The sequence below is a fragment of the Amycolatopsis sp. NPDC004079 genome (assembly GCF_040610415.1).
GTDB classification, from domain to species: Bacteria; Actinomycetota; Actinomycetes; order Mycobacteriales; family Pseudonocardiaceae; genus Amycolatopsis; species Amycolatopsis halotolerans.
Map to the genome: position 1 here is coordinate 362136 of NZ_JBEXMH010000001.1, position 16366 is coordinate 378501.

General features: G+C 71.1%; 11 protein-coding genes. 7 read left to right on the forward strand and 4 right to left on the reverse strand.

Features of this window, described 5'->3' with window-relative positions:
* Positions 1-244 precede the first annotated feature (244 nt).
* The 4 genes from ABZX37_RS01620 to ABZX37_RS01635 are packed head-to-tail and all read left to right on the forward strand — an operon-like array spanning position 245 to position 6850.
* Positions 245-1252, forward strand: a complete 1008-nt coding sequence (locus ABZX37_RS01620; protein ID WP_354735028.1) for a hypothetical protein — start codon at positions 245-247, stop codon at positions 1250-1252.
* Positions 1222-2580: a DUF6002 family protein gene (locus ABZX37_RS01625; protein WP_354735029.1), complete on the forward strand. Its 1359-nt coding sequence runs from the start codon at positions 1222-1224 to the stop codon at positions 2578-2580. The genes ABZX37_RS01620 and ABZX37_RS01625 overlap by 31 nt, the downstream gene beginning before the upstream one ends.
* Complete coding sequence (locus ABZX37_RS01630) at positions 2577-5255, forward strand: amino acid adenylation domain-containing protein (protein ID WP_354735030.1); 2679 nt, start codon at positions 2577-2579, stop codon at positions 5253-5255. Before ABZX37_RS01625 ends, ABZX37_RS01630 begins: the two co-directional genes overlap by 4 nt.
* Positions 5252-6850: a beta-ketoacyl synthase N-terminal-like domain-containing protein gene (locus ABZX37_RS01635; protein ID WP_354735031.1), complete on the forward strand. Its 1599-nt coding sequence runs from the start codon at positions 5252-5254 to the stop codon at positions 6848-6850. The genes ABZX37_RS01630 and ABZX37_RS01635 overlap by 4 nt, the downstream gene beginning before the upstream one ends.
* Positions 6851-6956: 106 nt before the next feature.
* Here ABZX37_RS01635 and ABZX37_RS01640 read toward each other — a convergent pair whose 3' ends face one another.
* The 4 genes from ABZX37_RS01640 to ABZX37_RS01655 form a co-directional block, all read right to left on the reverse strand.
* Positions 6957-7922 carry a winged helix-turn-helix domain-containing protein gene (locus ABZX37_RS01640; RefSeq protein ID WP_354735032.1) on the reverse strand — a complete coding sequence of 322 codons (966 nt, stop codon included), beginning with the start codon at positions 7920-7922 and terminating at the stop codon, positions 6957-6959.
* Positions 7923-8104: 182 nt separating this feature from the next.
* The gene (locus ABZX37_RS01645; RefSeq protein ID WP_354735033.1) at positions 8105-8326 is read right to left on the reverse strand and encodes an MbtH family protein; all 222 of its coding nucleotides are present in this window, start codon (positions 8324-8326) and stop codon (positions 8105-8107) included.
* Between the two features lie 170 nt (positions 8327-8496).
* On the reverse strand, positions 8497-8967 hold the full coding sequence (cynS, locus tag ABZX37_RS01650; protein WP_354735034.1) for a cyanase: 471 nt from the start codon (positions 8965-8967) through the stop codon (positions 8497-8499).
* A 49-nt stretch (positions 8968-9016) separates the two neighbouring features.
* Complete coding sequence (locus tag ABZX37_RS01655) at positions 9017-10564, reverse strand: flavin monoamine oxidase family protein (RefSeq protein ID WP_354735035.1); 1548 nt, start codon at positions 10562-10564, stop codon at positions 9017-9019.
* A gap of 440 nt (positions 10565-11004) precedes the next feature.
* Between ABZX37_RS01655 and ABZX37_RS01660 the strand changes: the two genes are divergently transcribed.
* The 3 genes from ABZX37_RS01660 to ABZX37_RS01670 are packed head-to-tail and all read left to right on the forward strand — an operon-like array spanning position 11005 to position 16347.
* Positions 11005-12324 (forward strand): hypothetical protein, encoded by a 1320-nt coding sequence (locus ABZX37_RS01660; RefSeq protein WP_354735036.1) that lies wholly within the window; start codon positions 11005-11007, stop codon positions 12322-12324.
* Positions 12321-13355 (forward strand): hypothetical protein, encoded by a 1035-nt coding sequence (locus tag ABZX37_RS01665; protein WP_354735037.1) that lies wholly within the window; start codon positions 12321-12323, stop codon positions 13353-13355. The genes ABZX37_RS01660 and ABZX37_RS01665 overlap by 4 nt, the downstream gene beginning before the upstream one ends.
* 1 nt (position 13356) lies before the next feature.
* Entirely contained in the window at positions 13357-16347 is a 2991-nt protein-coding gene (locus ABZX37_RS01670) for a hypothetical protein (protein ID WP_354735038.1), read from the forward strand.
* The last annotated feature ends 19 nt before the right edge of the window (positions 16348-16366 follow it).

Genomic DNA, 16366 nt, shown 5'->3' on the forward strand with positions numbered 1-16366 from the left:
ACACGTCGGCCGACAACCTTCTCGTCGCCAGTAGATCCAGGCCGCCCGCGTGCGTCCATGCTTTCGGACCCAGGCGAAACCACGGTGGCGGGCGGGCGAACGCGGTTACCGTGAGCCCCGTTCTCCCGCGAAAGGACCCAGATTGACCGAGAATTCGGCCCGGGTGCCCCGCGTCGTCGTCGCCGGGAGCGGATCCCTGGCGCGCAGTGCGTGTTTTTCGCTTGCCCTGGCGAGGATTCCGGCCGTGGCGCACATCCTGGCGCGCAGGCCCGGCCAGGCGCGAGAGGTCGCGGATCTCGCCGGAATGCGGGCGCGGCTGAGCGGCTCGCCCGTCCGTTTCGAAGCGGGGTCCCTGACCGACCTGCGAGAGGTCCTGGCGCGGACCCAGCCGACGGTCGTGCTGAACTGCGCTTCGCATCAGTCGCCGTGGGAGCGGATGACAAGCCCGTCGGAGTGGACGAACCTGCTGCGACACGGCGGTTTCGGGCTCACTCTGCCCCTCCAAGCCGGACCCGCGATCTCGCTCGCGCAGGCAGTGGCGGCGACCAGCCCGGAGTCGCTGCTGGTCAACGGCTGCTTCCCGGACGCGGTCAACCCCCTGCTGAAAGCCCTGGGACTGCCGGTGTTCTGCGGCATCGGCAACGTGCAGACCCTCGCCGCCGCACTGCGCGCGACGCTGCCCGCCGACGACACCCGGACGCTGCGCGTGCTCGCCCACCACGTCCACCTGCACGCACCCGACGACGCCGCCGACGAAGCGCTGGCCTGGCTGGACGACGCGCCGCTGACCGACGTCACGGCCCGGCTGGCCAAGCTCCGCGCGGTCGACCGCCGCGAGCTGAACGCGGTGACCGGGCACGCCGCTGCCTTGCTGGTCGAAAACCTGCTGACCGGCGCGGACACCCGGACGAACGTGCCGGGACCGCTCGGGCTGCCCGGCGGATACCCGGTGCGGATCCGCGCCAGCTCGCTGACTCTCGACCTGCCCGTCGAGGAAGACGTCGCGGTGCGGCGAAACCAGCGCGACGGGCGCCGGGACGGAGTCGTGATCGAGGGGTCCGACGTCGTATTCGGCGAAACCGCGCGCGCGGCCCTGCTGCCGCACCTGCCCGACGTCGCGGCCGGATTCCCGGTCCAGGACACCGCTTCCGTCTGCGACCGCCTGCTGGAGCTGCGCGACCGGCTGCGCTCCCCTGCCCCTGTCCCGAACGAGGAGGAGCGATGGCCGTCCCCCGCGCGTCCCGGAACCTGATCACCGACTACTACGCCCGGATCCGCGCGGAAATCGAACGCCGCGTGCCCGCTCCGGTCACCTCGCCGGGCCGGTTCGCTCCCGGCTCCGCGCTGCCGGACCTCGGCCCCGCGACCCGGGAGTACTTCTCCGTCGCGACCGCCGCGTGGGGCCCGCTGGCGGAGATCGACGGCCACTCGATCCGGCTGCTCGACCTCACCGGCAACCCCGGCACCCACACGACGAAAACCTTCGCCTCCCTGCTGATCGTCGCCAGGGCGGTCGAGCACATCCGCCGCACCGGCGAGCCGATCGTGATCTTCACGCCGACGTCCGCGAACAAGGGCGTGGCCCTGCGCGACGCGGTGGACCGCGCGATCGCGACCGGTCTCGTGCGGCCCGACCAGCTCCGGGTGATAGTGCTCGCGCCCGCCCTTTCCGAGTCGAAATTCCGCTCCAGCGCACTGTCCCGGGAGCCGGAGCTGGCCCGCCGCAATCCGGTGCTGCTGCTCGACAGCCCGCGACCGGAGCAGGTCAAAGACCTCGCCCGCGAATTCGTGGCCCGCGAAGAAGTCCGCCCCGGTTCTCCGCGCCTGTGGTTCACCCTCGACCTCGACAACTACCTGGTCGCCGACGCCGCCCGGGCCTTCCTCGAAAACGACGTCGACCCCGCCCGCGGCAACCGCTGGCACGCGCACGCCGTGTCGAGCGCGTTCGGCCTGCTCGGCTACCACCAGGGCCGGGAACAGCTCGAAGCCGCGCACGAGGCGGATCCGGCCACGCATCCGGGTTTCCTGCTGGTCCAGCACCTCGGCGCGCCCGACATGGTGCTGAGCCTGCTCCACGGCGGCCACGACCCCGCGAACGCGCCCCGGTACCGCCGCTCGGCCGGGCACTACGTCCAAGACGCCGACCCGCACTTCCCGCTGTCCACAGAGGACCCGGACGAGGTGCTGGAGCCGACGTTCTACACCCGCCGCCCGGCCACCTCGCAGACGATGGACCCGCTCGTGCGGCGGTTCGGCGGGACCGGGATCGTCGTGTCCCGGCAGGAGTGCGCGAACCGGTACGCGGCGGTCCGCGACCTGCTGAACGCCGCCGGGCGGCCGATGCCTGACGATCACGCCGAGCTGCGGGAATGGTCGCTGGTGATGGCGATGACCGGGGTGTTGAACGCCATCGAGCGGCGGTTGGTCCCCGCGGGCACCGAGATCGTCCTGCACGCGTCGGGGACGTACACCGCCGCCGACTACCAGCCGATCGAACCGGCGGCGCTCGTGCCGGTCACCGGGTTGGACCAGGTGAGTGCGGCGGTGGACGCGGCGCTGGCCGTCCCGGCGGGGCGGTGACCGTGCGGGCGCTGCGCATCACCGGCCCGCTCGACCGGGCGGAGCTGTCTGCCGTCCTGAAGCGGATCGCCGCCCGGCTTCCGGACGATCCATCCTCCACAGTGGACGCTCTTCCGGACGACCACGACCTCTCCGCGCCTCCGCTGCGGGCAAGCCTGCGCTCTCTCGCCGAGGACGAGCACCTACTGCTGGTCGCGCTGCCCCACGCCACTCACCTGCGGTTCGGCCAGTTCCTGGCACACCTCGTCGCCGAACTTTCCGGCTCCCCCGCACCCGAGTTCACCCCGGCCATCGCAGCGAGCCACCCGGTCGGCTCCCGGCTCGATCTGGCCCCGTCCGGCCGGTGCGCCCGGTTGACCACCGAACTCGACCTGCGCTTCGCCGGTCAGCCCGGTTCGGTCTTCCTCACCGCGATCGCCTTGCTGCTGCGGCGCTACACCGGGACCGGTGCGATCACGCTCGGTCTGTCCGACGGCACGGCGCTTGTCGTCGACCTCACTGAGGATCGACCGGTTTCGACCGCACTCAGCGACATCGCCACCACGCAGCCCACGGCAATTGCCGGATTCGAAGTAGCGGTCGCGGTCGACGAATTCCTCGGCCATTCGAGCCTGAGCGCTTTCGCCCTGGGCGAGGACGGCGAACCCGTAGAGGCAGGCGGGCTGAGCCTGAAACCGGTCGCCCGTTCCTCGACCCCGTACGACCTGGAGATCGTCCTGACCTTGCGGGCGAACCGCCCCCGGATCTCGTGGCTCGGGCACCTGCCGGAGTCCCTGCTGGCCGACCTCGCCGCCGATCTGCCCACCCTGCTGACCGAGATCCTCGACCACCCGGAGCGATCCACGGCGGACTTGCTCCCGCGCGCCCGCGGCGATCGAACGTCGACCCTCGAGACCTCCAGCGACACCCCGTTCCCCGCCGACGCGACCTCGATCGCGCACCGGTTCGCCGAGATCTGCCAACGGTTCCCCGCCAACCCGGCGATCCTCACCGACTCCGAAACCCTCACCTACGAAGAACTCGCCGCCCGCGCCGCCGGAACCGCCGCCCTGCTGCGGTCCGACACCGGCCCAGTCGGGTTGCTGCTCCCGCACGGACCAGCGCACATCGTCGCGATCGTCGCCGCCGTCCTCACCGGACGGCCGTACGTGCCGCTAGACCCGCACCATCCGCCCGACCGGCTGGCCGCGATCCTGGCCCACGCAGGCGCCACCACGGTCCTGACCGACCCGGAACACCAGCCCCTGTGCGATCGGATCGCCCCCACGCTGGCCGTGCACCATCTGTCCACAGTGGAACTCCGGCTGGAGGACATCGCCGCGTTCGGCGATTCCCTCGCCTACGTCCTGTACACCTCGGGGTCGACCGGCAAGCCGAAGGCGGTCGCGCAGCCGCACGCGAACGTCCTCTTCCAGGTCCGCAACCACGTCGGCAACTTCCGGATCAGCCCCGCCGACCGGCTCGGCCTGCTCACGTCCTTCGGCTTCGACATGGCCGTCACCGACCTGTTCTCCGCCCTGCTCAGCGGTGCCGCGGTGGTGCCTTTCGACGTGGCCGCGCACGGCGTCGCCGCACTCGGCGAGGTCCTCGCGAAACACGAGGTGACGGTCTACCACTCGACGCCGACGATGTTCCGCTACCTGACCGATTCCCTCGGCGACCGTCGCCTGCCCGCTCTGCGCGCGGTTCTCCTGGGCGGCGAGCAGGTGCGTCGCGACGACGTGGAACGGGCGCGCCGCGTCGGTGCGCCAGACTGCGTGTTCGTCAACGGCTACGGCGCCACCGAGATCAGCTTCGTCACGCAGCACCATCTGGGCCCCGACGCGCAGGTGGACGGCGAAGTGATCCCAGTCGGCCGCCAGCTGCCGGGCGTCGAGGTCGTCCTGCTCGACCCGGCGGGCCGCCGCACCTGCCTCCGCGGCGAAATCACCGTGCTCAGCCAGCACGTCGCGCCGGGCTACTGGCGGGATCCGGCCGCCTCCGCCGGGAAGTTCGTGACGATCGACGGCGTGCCCGCCTACCGCACCGGAGACCTCGCCCGCCGGCTGCCGGACGGAACCCTCCTGCACCTCGGCCGCGCCGACCGGCAGGTAAAAATCCGCGGCTACCGAGTCGAACTAGGCGAGGTCGAAGCGGCTCTGTGCGCTCAGCCCGGGGTCGCGCAGGCCGTCGCCGTCGCCGGAAAGAGCGAGATCCTCGCGTACGTCGTGCCACGGGGCTCGCGCCCGGATCCGGAGCCGTTGCTCGACGCACTCGCCCGGAAGCTGCCGCACTACATGGTCCCGCGCTCCGTCACCGTCCTCGACACGTTCCCGCTGACCAGCACCGGAAAGGTCGACGTCCGCGCGCTACCCGTTCCGTCGCCGACCCGCCGCCCTCTGGGCGAAGTGCCCCGGGCGATCACCCGCGCCTGGTCAACCGTGCTCGGCCTGCCTAACCCGCCTATGGACAAGGACTTCTTCGCGCTCGGCGGACACTCCGCACAGGTTCCGGTGCTGAAACGCCTGCTGGAGAAGGAACTCGGCGTAGAAATCCCCCTTGGCCGGTTCTTCGACCACCCCACGATCACCGCGCTCGCCGACTCCCTGTCAGCCAGCCCCGACGGCGCCCTGGACCGAGTCGGCGACCGCATGTCCCGCCGCCGCGCCGCCCGGGCAGGACGGCGTTCCCGGTGACCGAGGACATCGCGATCATCGGCATGGCGTGCCGCGTCCCCGGCGCGGCGAGCCCGGACGCGTTGTGGCGCAACCTGTTCGCAGGCATCGACCCGATCCGCCGCTACTCCGACGAAGAACTGCGCGCCGCCGGAGTCGAGGAAGCACTGCTGCGCGACCCTGGTTTGGTGCGCGCAGTCGGCCACCTCACCGGAATCGCCGACTTCGACGCGGAATTCTTCGGCTACAGCGCGGACGAGGCCGCACAACTCGATCCGCAACACCGGCTTCTGCTGGAAACCTCGTGGTCAGCCTTCGAGGACGCGGGCTACGACCCGGCTTCGTGCCCGGACACCGGAGTCTTCGCCAGCGTCGGCCCGAGCTGGTACGAGCACTACCGCTTGGCCGGCGCTTGGCCCGGCGCGCATCCAGTAGGCGCCGCGACCGACCATGCCGCCGCCCGCGTGTCCTACGCACTCGGCCTTTCCGGCCCAAGCCTCGCCGTGCAAAGCGCGTGCTCGTCTTCGCTGGTCGCGGTATGCCTGGCCGCGCAGAACCTCGCAGACTTCCGGTGCGACCTCGCCCTCGCCGGCGCGGCAGCCATCCCCTACCCGGCCCGCCTGGCCGCGGACGACGGCCTGGTCTCGCTGTCCGGCCGCTGCCGCACCTTCGACGCCGACGCAGACGGCTCGGTCTTCGGCAGCGGCTCCGGCGCCGTCCTGCTCAAACGGCTCGCCGACGCGCTGGACGACGGCGACGCCATCCACGCGGTCATCCGAGGCTGGGCAATCAACAACGACGGCGACCGCCCCGATTACCGCACTCCCAGCGGCAGCGGACAGGCCGCCGTCGTGCTGGAAGCGTTGCGGGCCGCGGAATTCGACGCCGTCAGCTACGTAGAAGCACACGGCAGCGGCACCCTTCTCGGCGACGCACTGGAGGTCGACGCCCTAGACCGCGCCTTCCGGCTCGCCGGGATCCCCGGGTGCCTTCTCGGTTCGGTGAAACCCGCGATCGGCCACCTGGACGGGGCGTCCGGGGTCGTCGGCCTGATCAAGTCCGCCCTGGTCGCCCGGCACGGCACCGTCCCGCCGACCGCGCACTTCCGCCGTCCGAACCCGCACCTCCCCCTCTCCGGCGCTTTCACGGTCAACACCGAACCCGTCGAACTGGCCGCACCCCGCCGAGTCGGAGTCAGCTCATTCGGCCTAGGCGGGACGAACGCGCACGTGCTCCTGGAACAACCCCCGCCGCTCCCTCGCCCGGCGGCTTGCTCCCAGCACCTCCTCGTCCTGTCCGCCCGCAGCCCGCAGGCCTTGGCGACTGTTTCGGCCCAGCTCCGGGACCACCTGGACCGCGAACCCGACCTGCCACTGGCCGACGTCGCGTTCACCCTGGCCACCGGTCGCCGGGCCTGGCCCTTCCGGCAGTTCGAGATCGTCGCCAACGGTTCCCCGTCCACCGAGCTGGCGAACCTCGGCAGGCTGTGGACGGCGGGCGGCACGCCGGACTGGTCGACAGTGTTCGCACCCGGCCACCGCCGAGTGTGGCTGCCGACCTATCCATTCGAACGCACCCGCCAGTGGGCCAAAGGGGTTCCGGTGCTGCCCGAATGAGGCCAGGTCATCGTCAGGTCAGGCGACTTCCGCCGCCATCAGCCCAACGTCGCGCAGCCCGAAAGCTCCGCCTTGCCCGAGACAGCCCGCAAGCGCACAGCCGGGGTCAACGCGCGTCGCACAACCGCGCATCACTCGCCCGCACCAGCGAAGCGCCCAGCTCCGTCGCCGTATGCAGCACCTTCCGCCCCGCCCGCACCGTCATGATCAGCCCGGCATTGCGCAACGCGCTCGCGTGCTCCGAAGCCGACGACAAGCTCACCCCGGCCTGCACCGCGAGCTCCGTGGTCCCGCGCGGCACGACCGCGGCCCGCAAAATCGCCGCCCGGCGCGCCCCCACCAGTGCCGACAAGCCGTCACCGCTCGATCGACCCGGGCCGCTCCGCGCGGACACGCCCGGGATCGGGTACACCACGGTCACCGGTTCGCCCGACCCGCCCGGGATCACTACCGTCTCGGGGGCCAGGCACGACGGCACGAAGTCCAGCCCGTGCGGCGCGGGCAGGTCCCGGTCGGCGGGACTGCCGATCTCCACCACGTTCCCGAGCTGCCCGATCCCCGCGGACACCGAGCCGATCGCTCTCGCCACGCCCTGGCGCAGCATGATGTGCCCCCGCTGGGCCAGGTCCGCCTGCGCGGTGGCCACGATCTCGGCCCACTGCGGTTCCACCAGGCCGCGGTATCCCTCGTCGACGGCCTTGACCAGCGCCGTTCTCGCCTCGTCGCTCCCGGACGCGAGGTCGTGCAGCCACCCGGCGGGCCGCTTCAGCCGGAACGTCGCCGCGAGGTCGGCGCGCACCCGGTCGGCGGGCAGGGCCGCGAGGTCGTCCAGCGCGGAGCCGATCTCGGCGCGGCGCGAGACGAGGAAGTCCGGCACCTCGCCGCGCGCGGAGAACAGGTCGAACAGCGGCCGGATCGGCCGGGGCGGCCGGAGCCGGACCGGGAAATGCCCGGCGGGACGCGCGTCCCTTCTCAGCCGGCACAGCGCGCCGAGCAGTTCGACAACCGGGAGGGGGCCTTCGAGAAATCGGACGGACTGAAATGACTCCAGGGTCAGATGAAGCCGGATCACTATACCACCGATCTGACAGAAACGCCGTTTAATCCCCCTCCAGGCGAAGTCAATCAGGCCCGCGTACATGAAGAATACAATCGTCGTGCTGACGGTTCAGCTACGGCTGCTAAACACGTCTGAAAAGTATTTCCTCGTCCGGCGATCGATGTCGTTTCCGGTATTTCCCGCCCCGGGAGGCGTCAGCGCGCGGGCGACTCGGCCATCGCGGCGATCAGCGAGGCGGGGCGCAGGTCAGTCCAGTTTTCGTTGACGTAGTCCAGGCACTCCGCCCGGGACGCCGGTCCGTGGACGGTCGTCCATCCGGCGGGCACGGCGGCGAACTCGGGCCACAGCGAATGCTGATTCTCGGCATTGACCAGGACGAGGTAAACCCCATTCTCGTCTTCGAACGGATTGGTCACAGCGTTCTCCTATTCCGGTCGGCGACAGCACCGCACTGAGAGCAGGATAGACCAGCATTGCCACGACGACGAGCAGTGTGCGCCAAGACTGCCCGGTTCCGGAATTCTTCGCCGGAATCGGTTCAGCAAGACAAGCGGCGGGCCGGAAGGCGCTCCGGCCCGCCGCCGGCTCAGAACGGCTTGGCCGGCAGGTACTTGCCGTCCAGGGTGATCACGGCCCGTGAGCCGCCCTCGGGGTCGTCGACCTTCTTCACGTCGAGCTTGAAGTTGACGGCCGAGATGATCCCGTCGCCGAACTGCTCGTGGATGAGCGCCTTCAAGGTCGTTCCGTAGACCTGCAGGATCTCGTAGAAGCGGTACATGGTCGGGTCGGTCGGCACCCGCTCCGGGATCGACCCGCGGACCGGCACCGTCTGCAGCTGCAGCGCGGCGTCGTCGTCCAGGCCGAGCAGCGAGGCCACGGCCTCGGCGGACTCCTTCGGCAGCGGATGCTGGCCGAGGACCGCGGCGGTCGTGAACACCGGAGACAGACCGGCGGCGTCGGCGAGCTGCTGCCAGGTGAGGCCCTCGCGGGTCTTGGCCTCCACCGCCTTCGCGGCCAGCGCCTCGCGGACGGCCGGGTCGAACTGGGAGTGCACCATGGGAGTCCTTTCCTCGGAGGGACCGCTTGCCGCCGCGCCGCCGGGGAGTTCAGCGGGACAGGACGCGCTCGTGCAGTCGCCGGACCACCAGCCGCGCGGACTCGAAGGCCCCAGCCTGCCAGGCGGTGAGGTGCGTGAGCCAGTCCCCGGCGAAGTACACCCGTCCGGCCGGTTTGCCGAGCAGCTGGTAGGCCGGGGTGCCGAGCGGGGGCATGGCCCACGCGCTTTCGAGGTGCGGCACGAGATGCCAGGCGACCGAGAACGAGTTCGCCAGTTCCGTGCGGTGCTTCGCGCCGTGAATTTTCACGCCCTGCTCCACCGCCCGCCGCACCCGCTGGTCCGGGGCAAGCTCCCCGTATTGGCGGGCGTGGTTGCCGTAGCAGTAGTTCACGAGCAGCCCGCGCGCTCCGTGGAAACCGTGCGACGGATACCAGAGGCGTTCGATGTCCAGGTCGGTGTCGGTGATCCCGCCGTAGATCCGGTAGTCGGTCTCCCACCACCGGCTGCGGTACTCCAGGCCGATCTTCGCGGCCGTGCCGAGCTGCCACTTGCCGAGCGCGGCCTGGACGTCCGCGCCGAGGTTGTGCGGAATCCGGGCGAGCACCTGCGGCGGGAGCGCGGCGACGCAGAAATCGGCGACGAGGTGGCCCTCCTTGCCGTTCGGCTCGAGGAAGGTGACGCCGACCTTGTCCGGCGCGTTGACGATCCTGGTGACCTCCGTGCCCAGCCGCAGGCGCTGCGGTCCGAGCACGCGGGCCAGCGCCATCGGGATCCGGTCCATGCCGCCGACCGGCTGGAACATCAGCATCGCCTGCTCGTAGGTGAAATCGAAGGAAAAGTACCGGCCGGTGCCGTCGGCGAGCGTCTGGGCCAGCGAGGGCACCGGGCCCAGCGGCACGCCCGCCTGGTCGCCCGCGCCCGGTTCGGTCGAGTAGCCGCGCCGGGACGAGCCGACGTAGCGCCGGCCCGCCGCCTTGTCCCCGATCGCGCCCCAGTCCCGCAGGAAATCGAGCAGCCGCTCCTTGTCCGTCGCGGTGAGTTCGCTGTCCAGCGCGCCCTGGTCGGTCGCCTTGGCGAGCAGTTCGCTGACATATCCGTACACGTCGGCTTTGGCGGTCCGGATCCGCTGCGGCTGCTGCATTCCGGCCGCTTCGTTGAAGACGAAACCGCTCGCGTTGGTATTCGTGAAAACCTCGATCGGCACCCCGAGTTCACGGCAGTAATCGAGTGTGACCATCCATTGCGCGATCCGCGCCGGGCCCGCGTTCAGATAGATTCCTTCACTGAAAGCGGCGGTTTGCGTATTTCCGCGCACATCGGTCTGCACCGTACCGCCGCGCACGGTGAAGTTCCGCCCGCCCGGACGATCGGCCGCCTCCAGAACGGTGCAGTCGTAGCCGCCCTTCGTCAGTTCGTACGCAGTCGCCAGCCCGGCGACGCCGCCGCCGAGAATCACCACTTTCGCCGCTCCGCGCCCGGTCAGCGTGAAATCCGACCGGCGCGGCGGCTCGTAACCCGCGCTCGCGCGGGCCGTCGGCGCGAGACCCAGCGCCCCCATCGTCGCGAACATCGCGCCCGCGCCGCCGGCGGCTCCCATTGCCGAAATAAACCGCCGTCTGCTCAATCCCGGCGGCAGGACAGAACCAGCCATCGGACATCTTCCCCTCTCCCCAAGAACCGCAAGACATAAGGATTTCCTTAGTGCGGCGAAGCTGCGGCGAGCCTACTGCAGATCGCGCGAGCCGCTCAATACAACATTCCGGGTAACCACCCTGAGCCGGACCGGGTTATGCCTTTGCTCGCATTACGTCTTCCGCACCGCGGACCGTGCCGCGCTTCCGTATCCGTTGCACCATCTGGCAGCCGAATTCAGCGAAAACCCGGGAAAACGCGCGTGCCGGTCCCATTCCGCACTCGATTCCGTGTTCGGCGCCGAATCCTTCTCCCTTTCCCGGGCGTTTCCGCCAGCGGTGGAATATGCCCGTCGGACACCGGACCGCGCGGCAGGATAAAGTGCGGGCGGAACGAGGGGGCGCGATGACGGCAGGCCAGGGGCAGTCCCGGTTGCGCTCGGCCGTTCTCGCGCACGCCTGGCGGCGGATCCCGGACGTCGAGGTCCTTTCGGCGGGCGACGGCGGTCCGCTGACCCGCACGATCAAGAAGATCATCGATCCGCTCGTCATCCGTACCGCGGCCAGGCCTCGCCTGGGCCGCCCGCTGCTGGATCCGCCCGCCGCGGCGGAAGTGACCGAACTGCTGCTGGCCGATTCGGCGCGGCTGCGCGCCACTGCGGCGTGGTTCACCCACCTGAAGCGGCAACGCCGGGCCCTGCGCATCACGGCGGGAAACGTCCAGGACGTGTGCTTCCCGCTCGCCTACGAACTCGCGACCACCTTCGGCATGCCGGACGCCGCCGCGCCGGAGCGGGCCGCGTCGACGCTGCGCGAATGGCACGGCGAAGACGGTGCGGCCGGGGTCGATCAGTTGAGCCGCTACTTGGCCGACCCCCAGCCCACGGCCGACTTGACCGCCGAACTGCGCCGCCGCTGGCACACCACACCACACCCGTACCAGACAGCCGACGCCGCAGCGCTGCTCGCCGCGGTCGTCAACGGCTTCACTGACGAGGCTTGGCAAGCGCTCGCCGACTCCCCCGCCGGACATGCGTTCGGCCTCGCGTTGCGTCAGCCCGGAGGCGCCGCCGCACTCGCCCGGGCCGTCCGCAAGGTTTCCGGCCTGCCCGCGCCTGATCTCGGCCTTCAGCGCGGCGAACGCACCGCCGTGCCCCCGCTGAACCAGCGCGACGAAACGGGCAGCGAGCTTCTCGAACGCAGCATCGAACGCCGGGTCCGCGCCACCTTGCGCCGTCTGCCCGCCGCTGACCAGAACCCCGTCGCCGGTCTCGTCGACGAAGAACTCAGCCGTACGGCCGCCGGATTCGGGCTCGAATTACCCGTGCTGGCAACGTGTTTCGCGCTCGGCGTCGTCCTCGCACCCGCGCTTCGGCCACTCGACGGGCCCCGGGGCGACCTCCCGGAATTCGCGCAGCGGCTCAACGCTCAGGTCGCCAGGGAGGGCTACGTCCTGTACGCACGCCGAGCGCTGGCCGGTTCGACACCCCTCACCGCGCAGCCGGACGCCGAGGTCCTGCGAGAACTGCGCGAGTTCGCGAAGCGGTTCCTCGCCCGGCTGTGGGTCCGGTTGCACGGCTTCGACGTCAGCGGCGAGTTTCCGGCCGCTGCGGCCGACATCCGGGACCTGCTCACCGGAGTCGTTCGTTCAACGTCGCTGGACCTGCGGACGAAGGTGCGCCGTGCCCTCGTCGCCAGCCTGCCGCGACTGGAGGCTGCCTCGTGACCCATCCAGTGCACACTCCAGTCATCGCAGCGGACGGCGGCCTCATCCGCTTCGCGCTGGCCGACCTGCTCAGCGCTTCCGTGCCGTCGATGCGGATCGAACTCACCGACGCCAGCGCGGCCGAACCGTGGCTGACCAGGCTCGTCGGCACCGAAGCCAGCTTGACCGCACTCAGCGACGGGCACGTCGACCTCCCGGCCCAGCCGGAACTGGCCCGCCTCGCACTTCTGCTGTGGGCCCGGCGCTGGTGGCCCGCCAGCCCGACCCTCGGCATCCCGTCGCTCGACCCGGCGCTGCTGGACTTGGAAGCGGCCGTCGCGACCACGGCAGTGGAGGACGTCGCCGAGGGCCTGCTCGACGGCTTCGAAGCCAGTCCGGGAGAGCTGTTCGACGCGGCGAATGGCTTGTTCGCTGCCGCCGGATCGGTGGCCGAGGAAACCCGGCAGCTGTGCACACAGCTCTCCGCCTGGTTCGACCGCCACGACGACCTCGAACGAGCCGACGCCGCGGCCGACCTGGCGGCACGGGTTGCCCCTGGTCAGCGTGCGTACGCCTTGGCTGCCGGTGCTGGCCCCTCCGCGTCCGCCGAGGGCGTGCTGGCCGAGGGACGCGCGAGTGTCGATTGGGCCCGGGTCCCGCCGGGCGTTCTGGACGCCGCGGACGACACCGTGACCTGGCGGATCGTCGCGACCAGGACCGCCGCCCGGCTCGAGGTCGAAGTCACGGGCGCGCTCGACGACGCGTCCCTCACTGCCGTCGCGGCCCACGACGGCGAGCCCTTCGCCGAAGCCGCCCTGCATCTCGGCAGCGGAGGATTCGCCGGAACCGCGGACCTGGACGAAGCCGGGACCGGACTGGCGGCGACGTCCTTCAACCGGATCGGTCTCGTCGTCGGCGCGGCCGACCCGGACGTCAACGGGACCACGCCGGAGGACCGGGCCGAAGTGATCTCCTTGGTGCGGGCCCGCGAAGCGCTGCCGCCCGCCGCCCGGACCTTGGCCGAACGCGCCGTCGCCGACGAGGAGTTCTGACGTGCTCGCCGGGTTGCCGCCGCCGCTCGAGCCGCCGGACCGGCCGCTGCCCCCAGAACTCGCCGGCGCGGTTTCACACGGGTACAACTGTCGTTGCGTCGCAACGCATTTCGGTCTCGATCCGGCGGCTTACCAGGAGCTGCCCGCGTGCTCGCTGACCGAAGCCGAGTACCACGAACTGCTCACCGAAGCCGTCGCTGTCCAAGCCGAGGCCAAGCAACTCGCCGCGGCGCGGGATGTCGCCGGTGCTCAGCGGGCTTACGCACGGATGCGTCAGCTCGCCCAGCAACTCGACCGGGTCAGTCTCGAAGTCGCCGCTGTCAGCGATCTGGCCACCGTCTGCTACTCCGCGGGCGACCTCCGCAACGCGCGCCAGTGCGCGGAAGCCGTGCTCACTGTCTTCGCCGTGAGCACCGCCGCCATTGTCCACTTCGGACAGTACGCCGAACTGCGGATGATCGAGGGTTCCCGCGAGGTAGCGGAACGCGTCCTCATCTCACTGTCCACTGAGGAGGGTGACCTCGACCGGGCCCGTGAGCTGCTCGGCGATCAGCGACGTCGCGCGGCGTTCCGGAAGGCAGCCGAACCCGGCCAGTTCCCGCGCGAGCAGCTCGACCCGCACGGCGCCGACGAGCTGGAACTGCGCATCCTCGAAGTACGCGTGCAGGTGGCCGCCGGGGATCCGGCCGGGGCACGCTCCGCGATCGACGAGATTCTGACCGACCTCGACCGCATCGCGGACATCGACGAGGTCCGCGTCCAGGCGGCGGCGCTGCAGGCGATGGCACGGGCCGAACGCGCCCGCATCCGCCAAGCAGGCGGCGAGGAAGCAGACGCGACCGCGGACCTGCTGCGGCTCACCGCCCGCCACGATGGTCCGGCAGCGGCGAAATTCGCCATCGGGCTGGCCGAAACCCGCGCGCTCGACGGAGACCTCCCCGGCGCGATCGCCGCGATCATCAAGGCCAGGGACGAACTCGCCGCCGCCGGAGTGACCGGAGACGTCGCCGAGGCAAGCTACGCACTGGGCACGTTGCTGCTGCTCGCCGACGAAGTCGCGCAGGCGCGGGACCAGTTCGAACACGCGGGAAAGCTGTGGGCGACAAGCGGAGACACCCCGGGCGCGCGTCGACTCGCGTCGGCGCTGGCTCGCTGTGCGGCGGCCGAGGAAGACTGGCCGTCCGCGGAAAGGTACGCGGCCGATCTTCAAACCGCGGCCCGCGATTCGGGCGAATGGCTGGAGTGCCTGCGCGCCGACTATCTGTCGGCCACGATCGGCTACGCACGCGGCGAAGACCCGCGAGCGGTGCTGGACCTGCTGCTCCCTGTGGCCCTCGCCGCGCAGGAGTACCGGTTCGCCTTCGCGTCGGCCCAGGCGCGCACAGCGTGGGCGAACAGCGTCGCGGGCCCGGCGACGGAACTGCTGATGGTCCTGCTGACCCAGCTCGGCGAAACGCGCCTTATCGCGGAGCTGATCGAACGGACCTGCGCGGTCGGCGCGTACCCGGAAGACCGTTCCCTGAACCTGACCGGCGAACTCCCCGCGCTGGCGACGCCGCCCGCCGAGACCGATCAGCTTCCGTTGGCAGCACTGGGTTCGGTCACCTCGTCGCTCCCGCTCCGGCTCGCCCCGCCGCCCGGTCTGCGCTGGTCGCCGTCTTCGCCGATGGAACTGGACGACTGGTCCCGACTGGCCGACGAGCGTTACGGGTGCGTCTCGGCGACCCGGACGGTCGAGACCTGGCCCGCCGCCGAACCCGGTCGAGAGACGTTCATCCTGCGCTACGCCGACGCCGGGCACACCTACCTCAGCTGGCGCACCACCAGCGACCTCGACACCGTCCGCACGCACCCGATCGACGCCGATCTCGTCGACACCGCGCGCGGGTTCCTCGCCGAGGCTTCCCCGACGCCGCGGGAAGGCGAGCGGATCGCCGACGCCGTCCGACGATCGCTCGACGCCTTCTCCTCCGGAGAACAACGCCTCGCCCGCGTCCTCGCGCTCAACCTCCTGCCCGCCGACCTCGTCGCGCGACTCCGACAAGCCACGCGCCCGCTGCTCCGAATCCAGCCGTCACCGGCGCTCGCCGCGGTCCCGTGGGGCCTGCTCGCCCTGCCGGACCGGCGGCCGGACCGCGTGCTCGACGCCGACGAGGTCGACACCTGCTTCGACAGCGACCTCCGGATCCTCGACCTCGCCGACGTCTCCCTCCTCGCCCCCGCCGGAATCCCGCGCCGCGAACCAGGCCCCGCCGGACCGCCTGTCTACCTGCTCGATCCGCGGATCCCCGGCCAGAGCGCGTTCGGCGAGCTGGGTTCGGTCCTCGGCAAGCAAGACGCGACCTCGCCGCTGATCCGCCACCTCGACGCCCGGCTCGCCGCGGGCCCCGTCCGCCCCGCCGCCGCGCGCGGCCTCGACCTGGTCCGCCGCACCGACACCGACCGGCGGCTGCTCGCCGCGGCACTGGCCGAACCGTGTTCGCGGCTGGTGTTCGCGGGGCACGTCAGCCGCATCCAGGACGTCCACGGCGCGCAGACCGCACTCCATCTGTCCTGCTCGGCCGACCTGCCCGGCACCGCCGCACCGATCGGCGCGCACCGGCCGTTCACCGCCGCCGACCTGGCGCTGTCCGAAGTGGACATGCCCGCACGGGCGGCGCTGATCGGCTGCGCGAGCGCGAGCGACTTCGGCCTGCCCGAACCGTTCGGCGTGCTGCTCGCCGCCGTCGCGGCCGGGGCCGGGCTGGTGGCCGCGACGGTGTGGGCGCTGCCGACTTCCGCCGCAGTGCCCGGTGCTGATCCGATGGCCGAACTGATCATCGCCGTCGACACCGCGCTGGCCGGGCCGGATCCGGTCGCCGAGCTCTGCGCGTGGCAGCGGAACCAGCTCGCGCGCTGGCGCGAACAGCCCGGGCCAGCCCGCTCCCCGGTCTTCTGGGCAGCTCTGACCTGTCTCGACGCCACCGACGACGGCAGGACTTGGCCGCGGTAGCAGCCCACCCCTGACACCG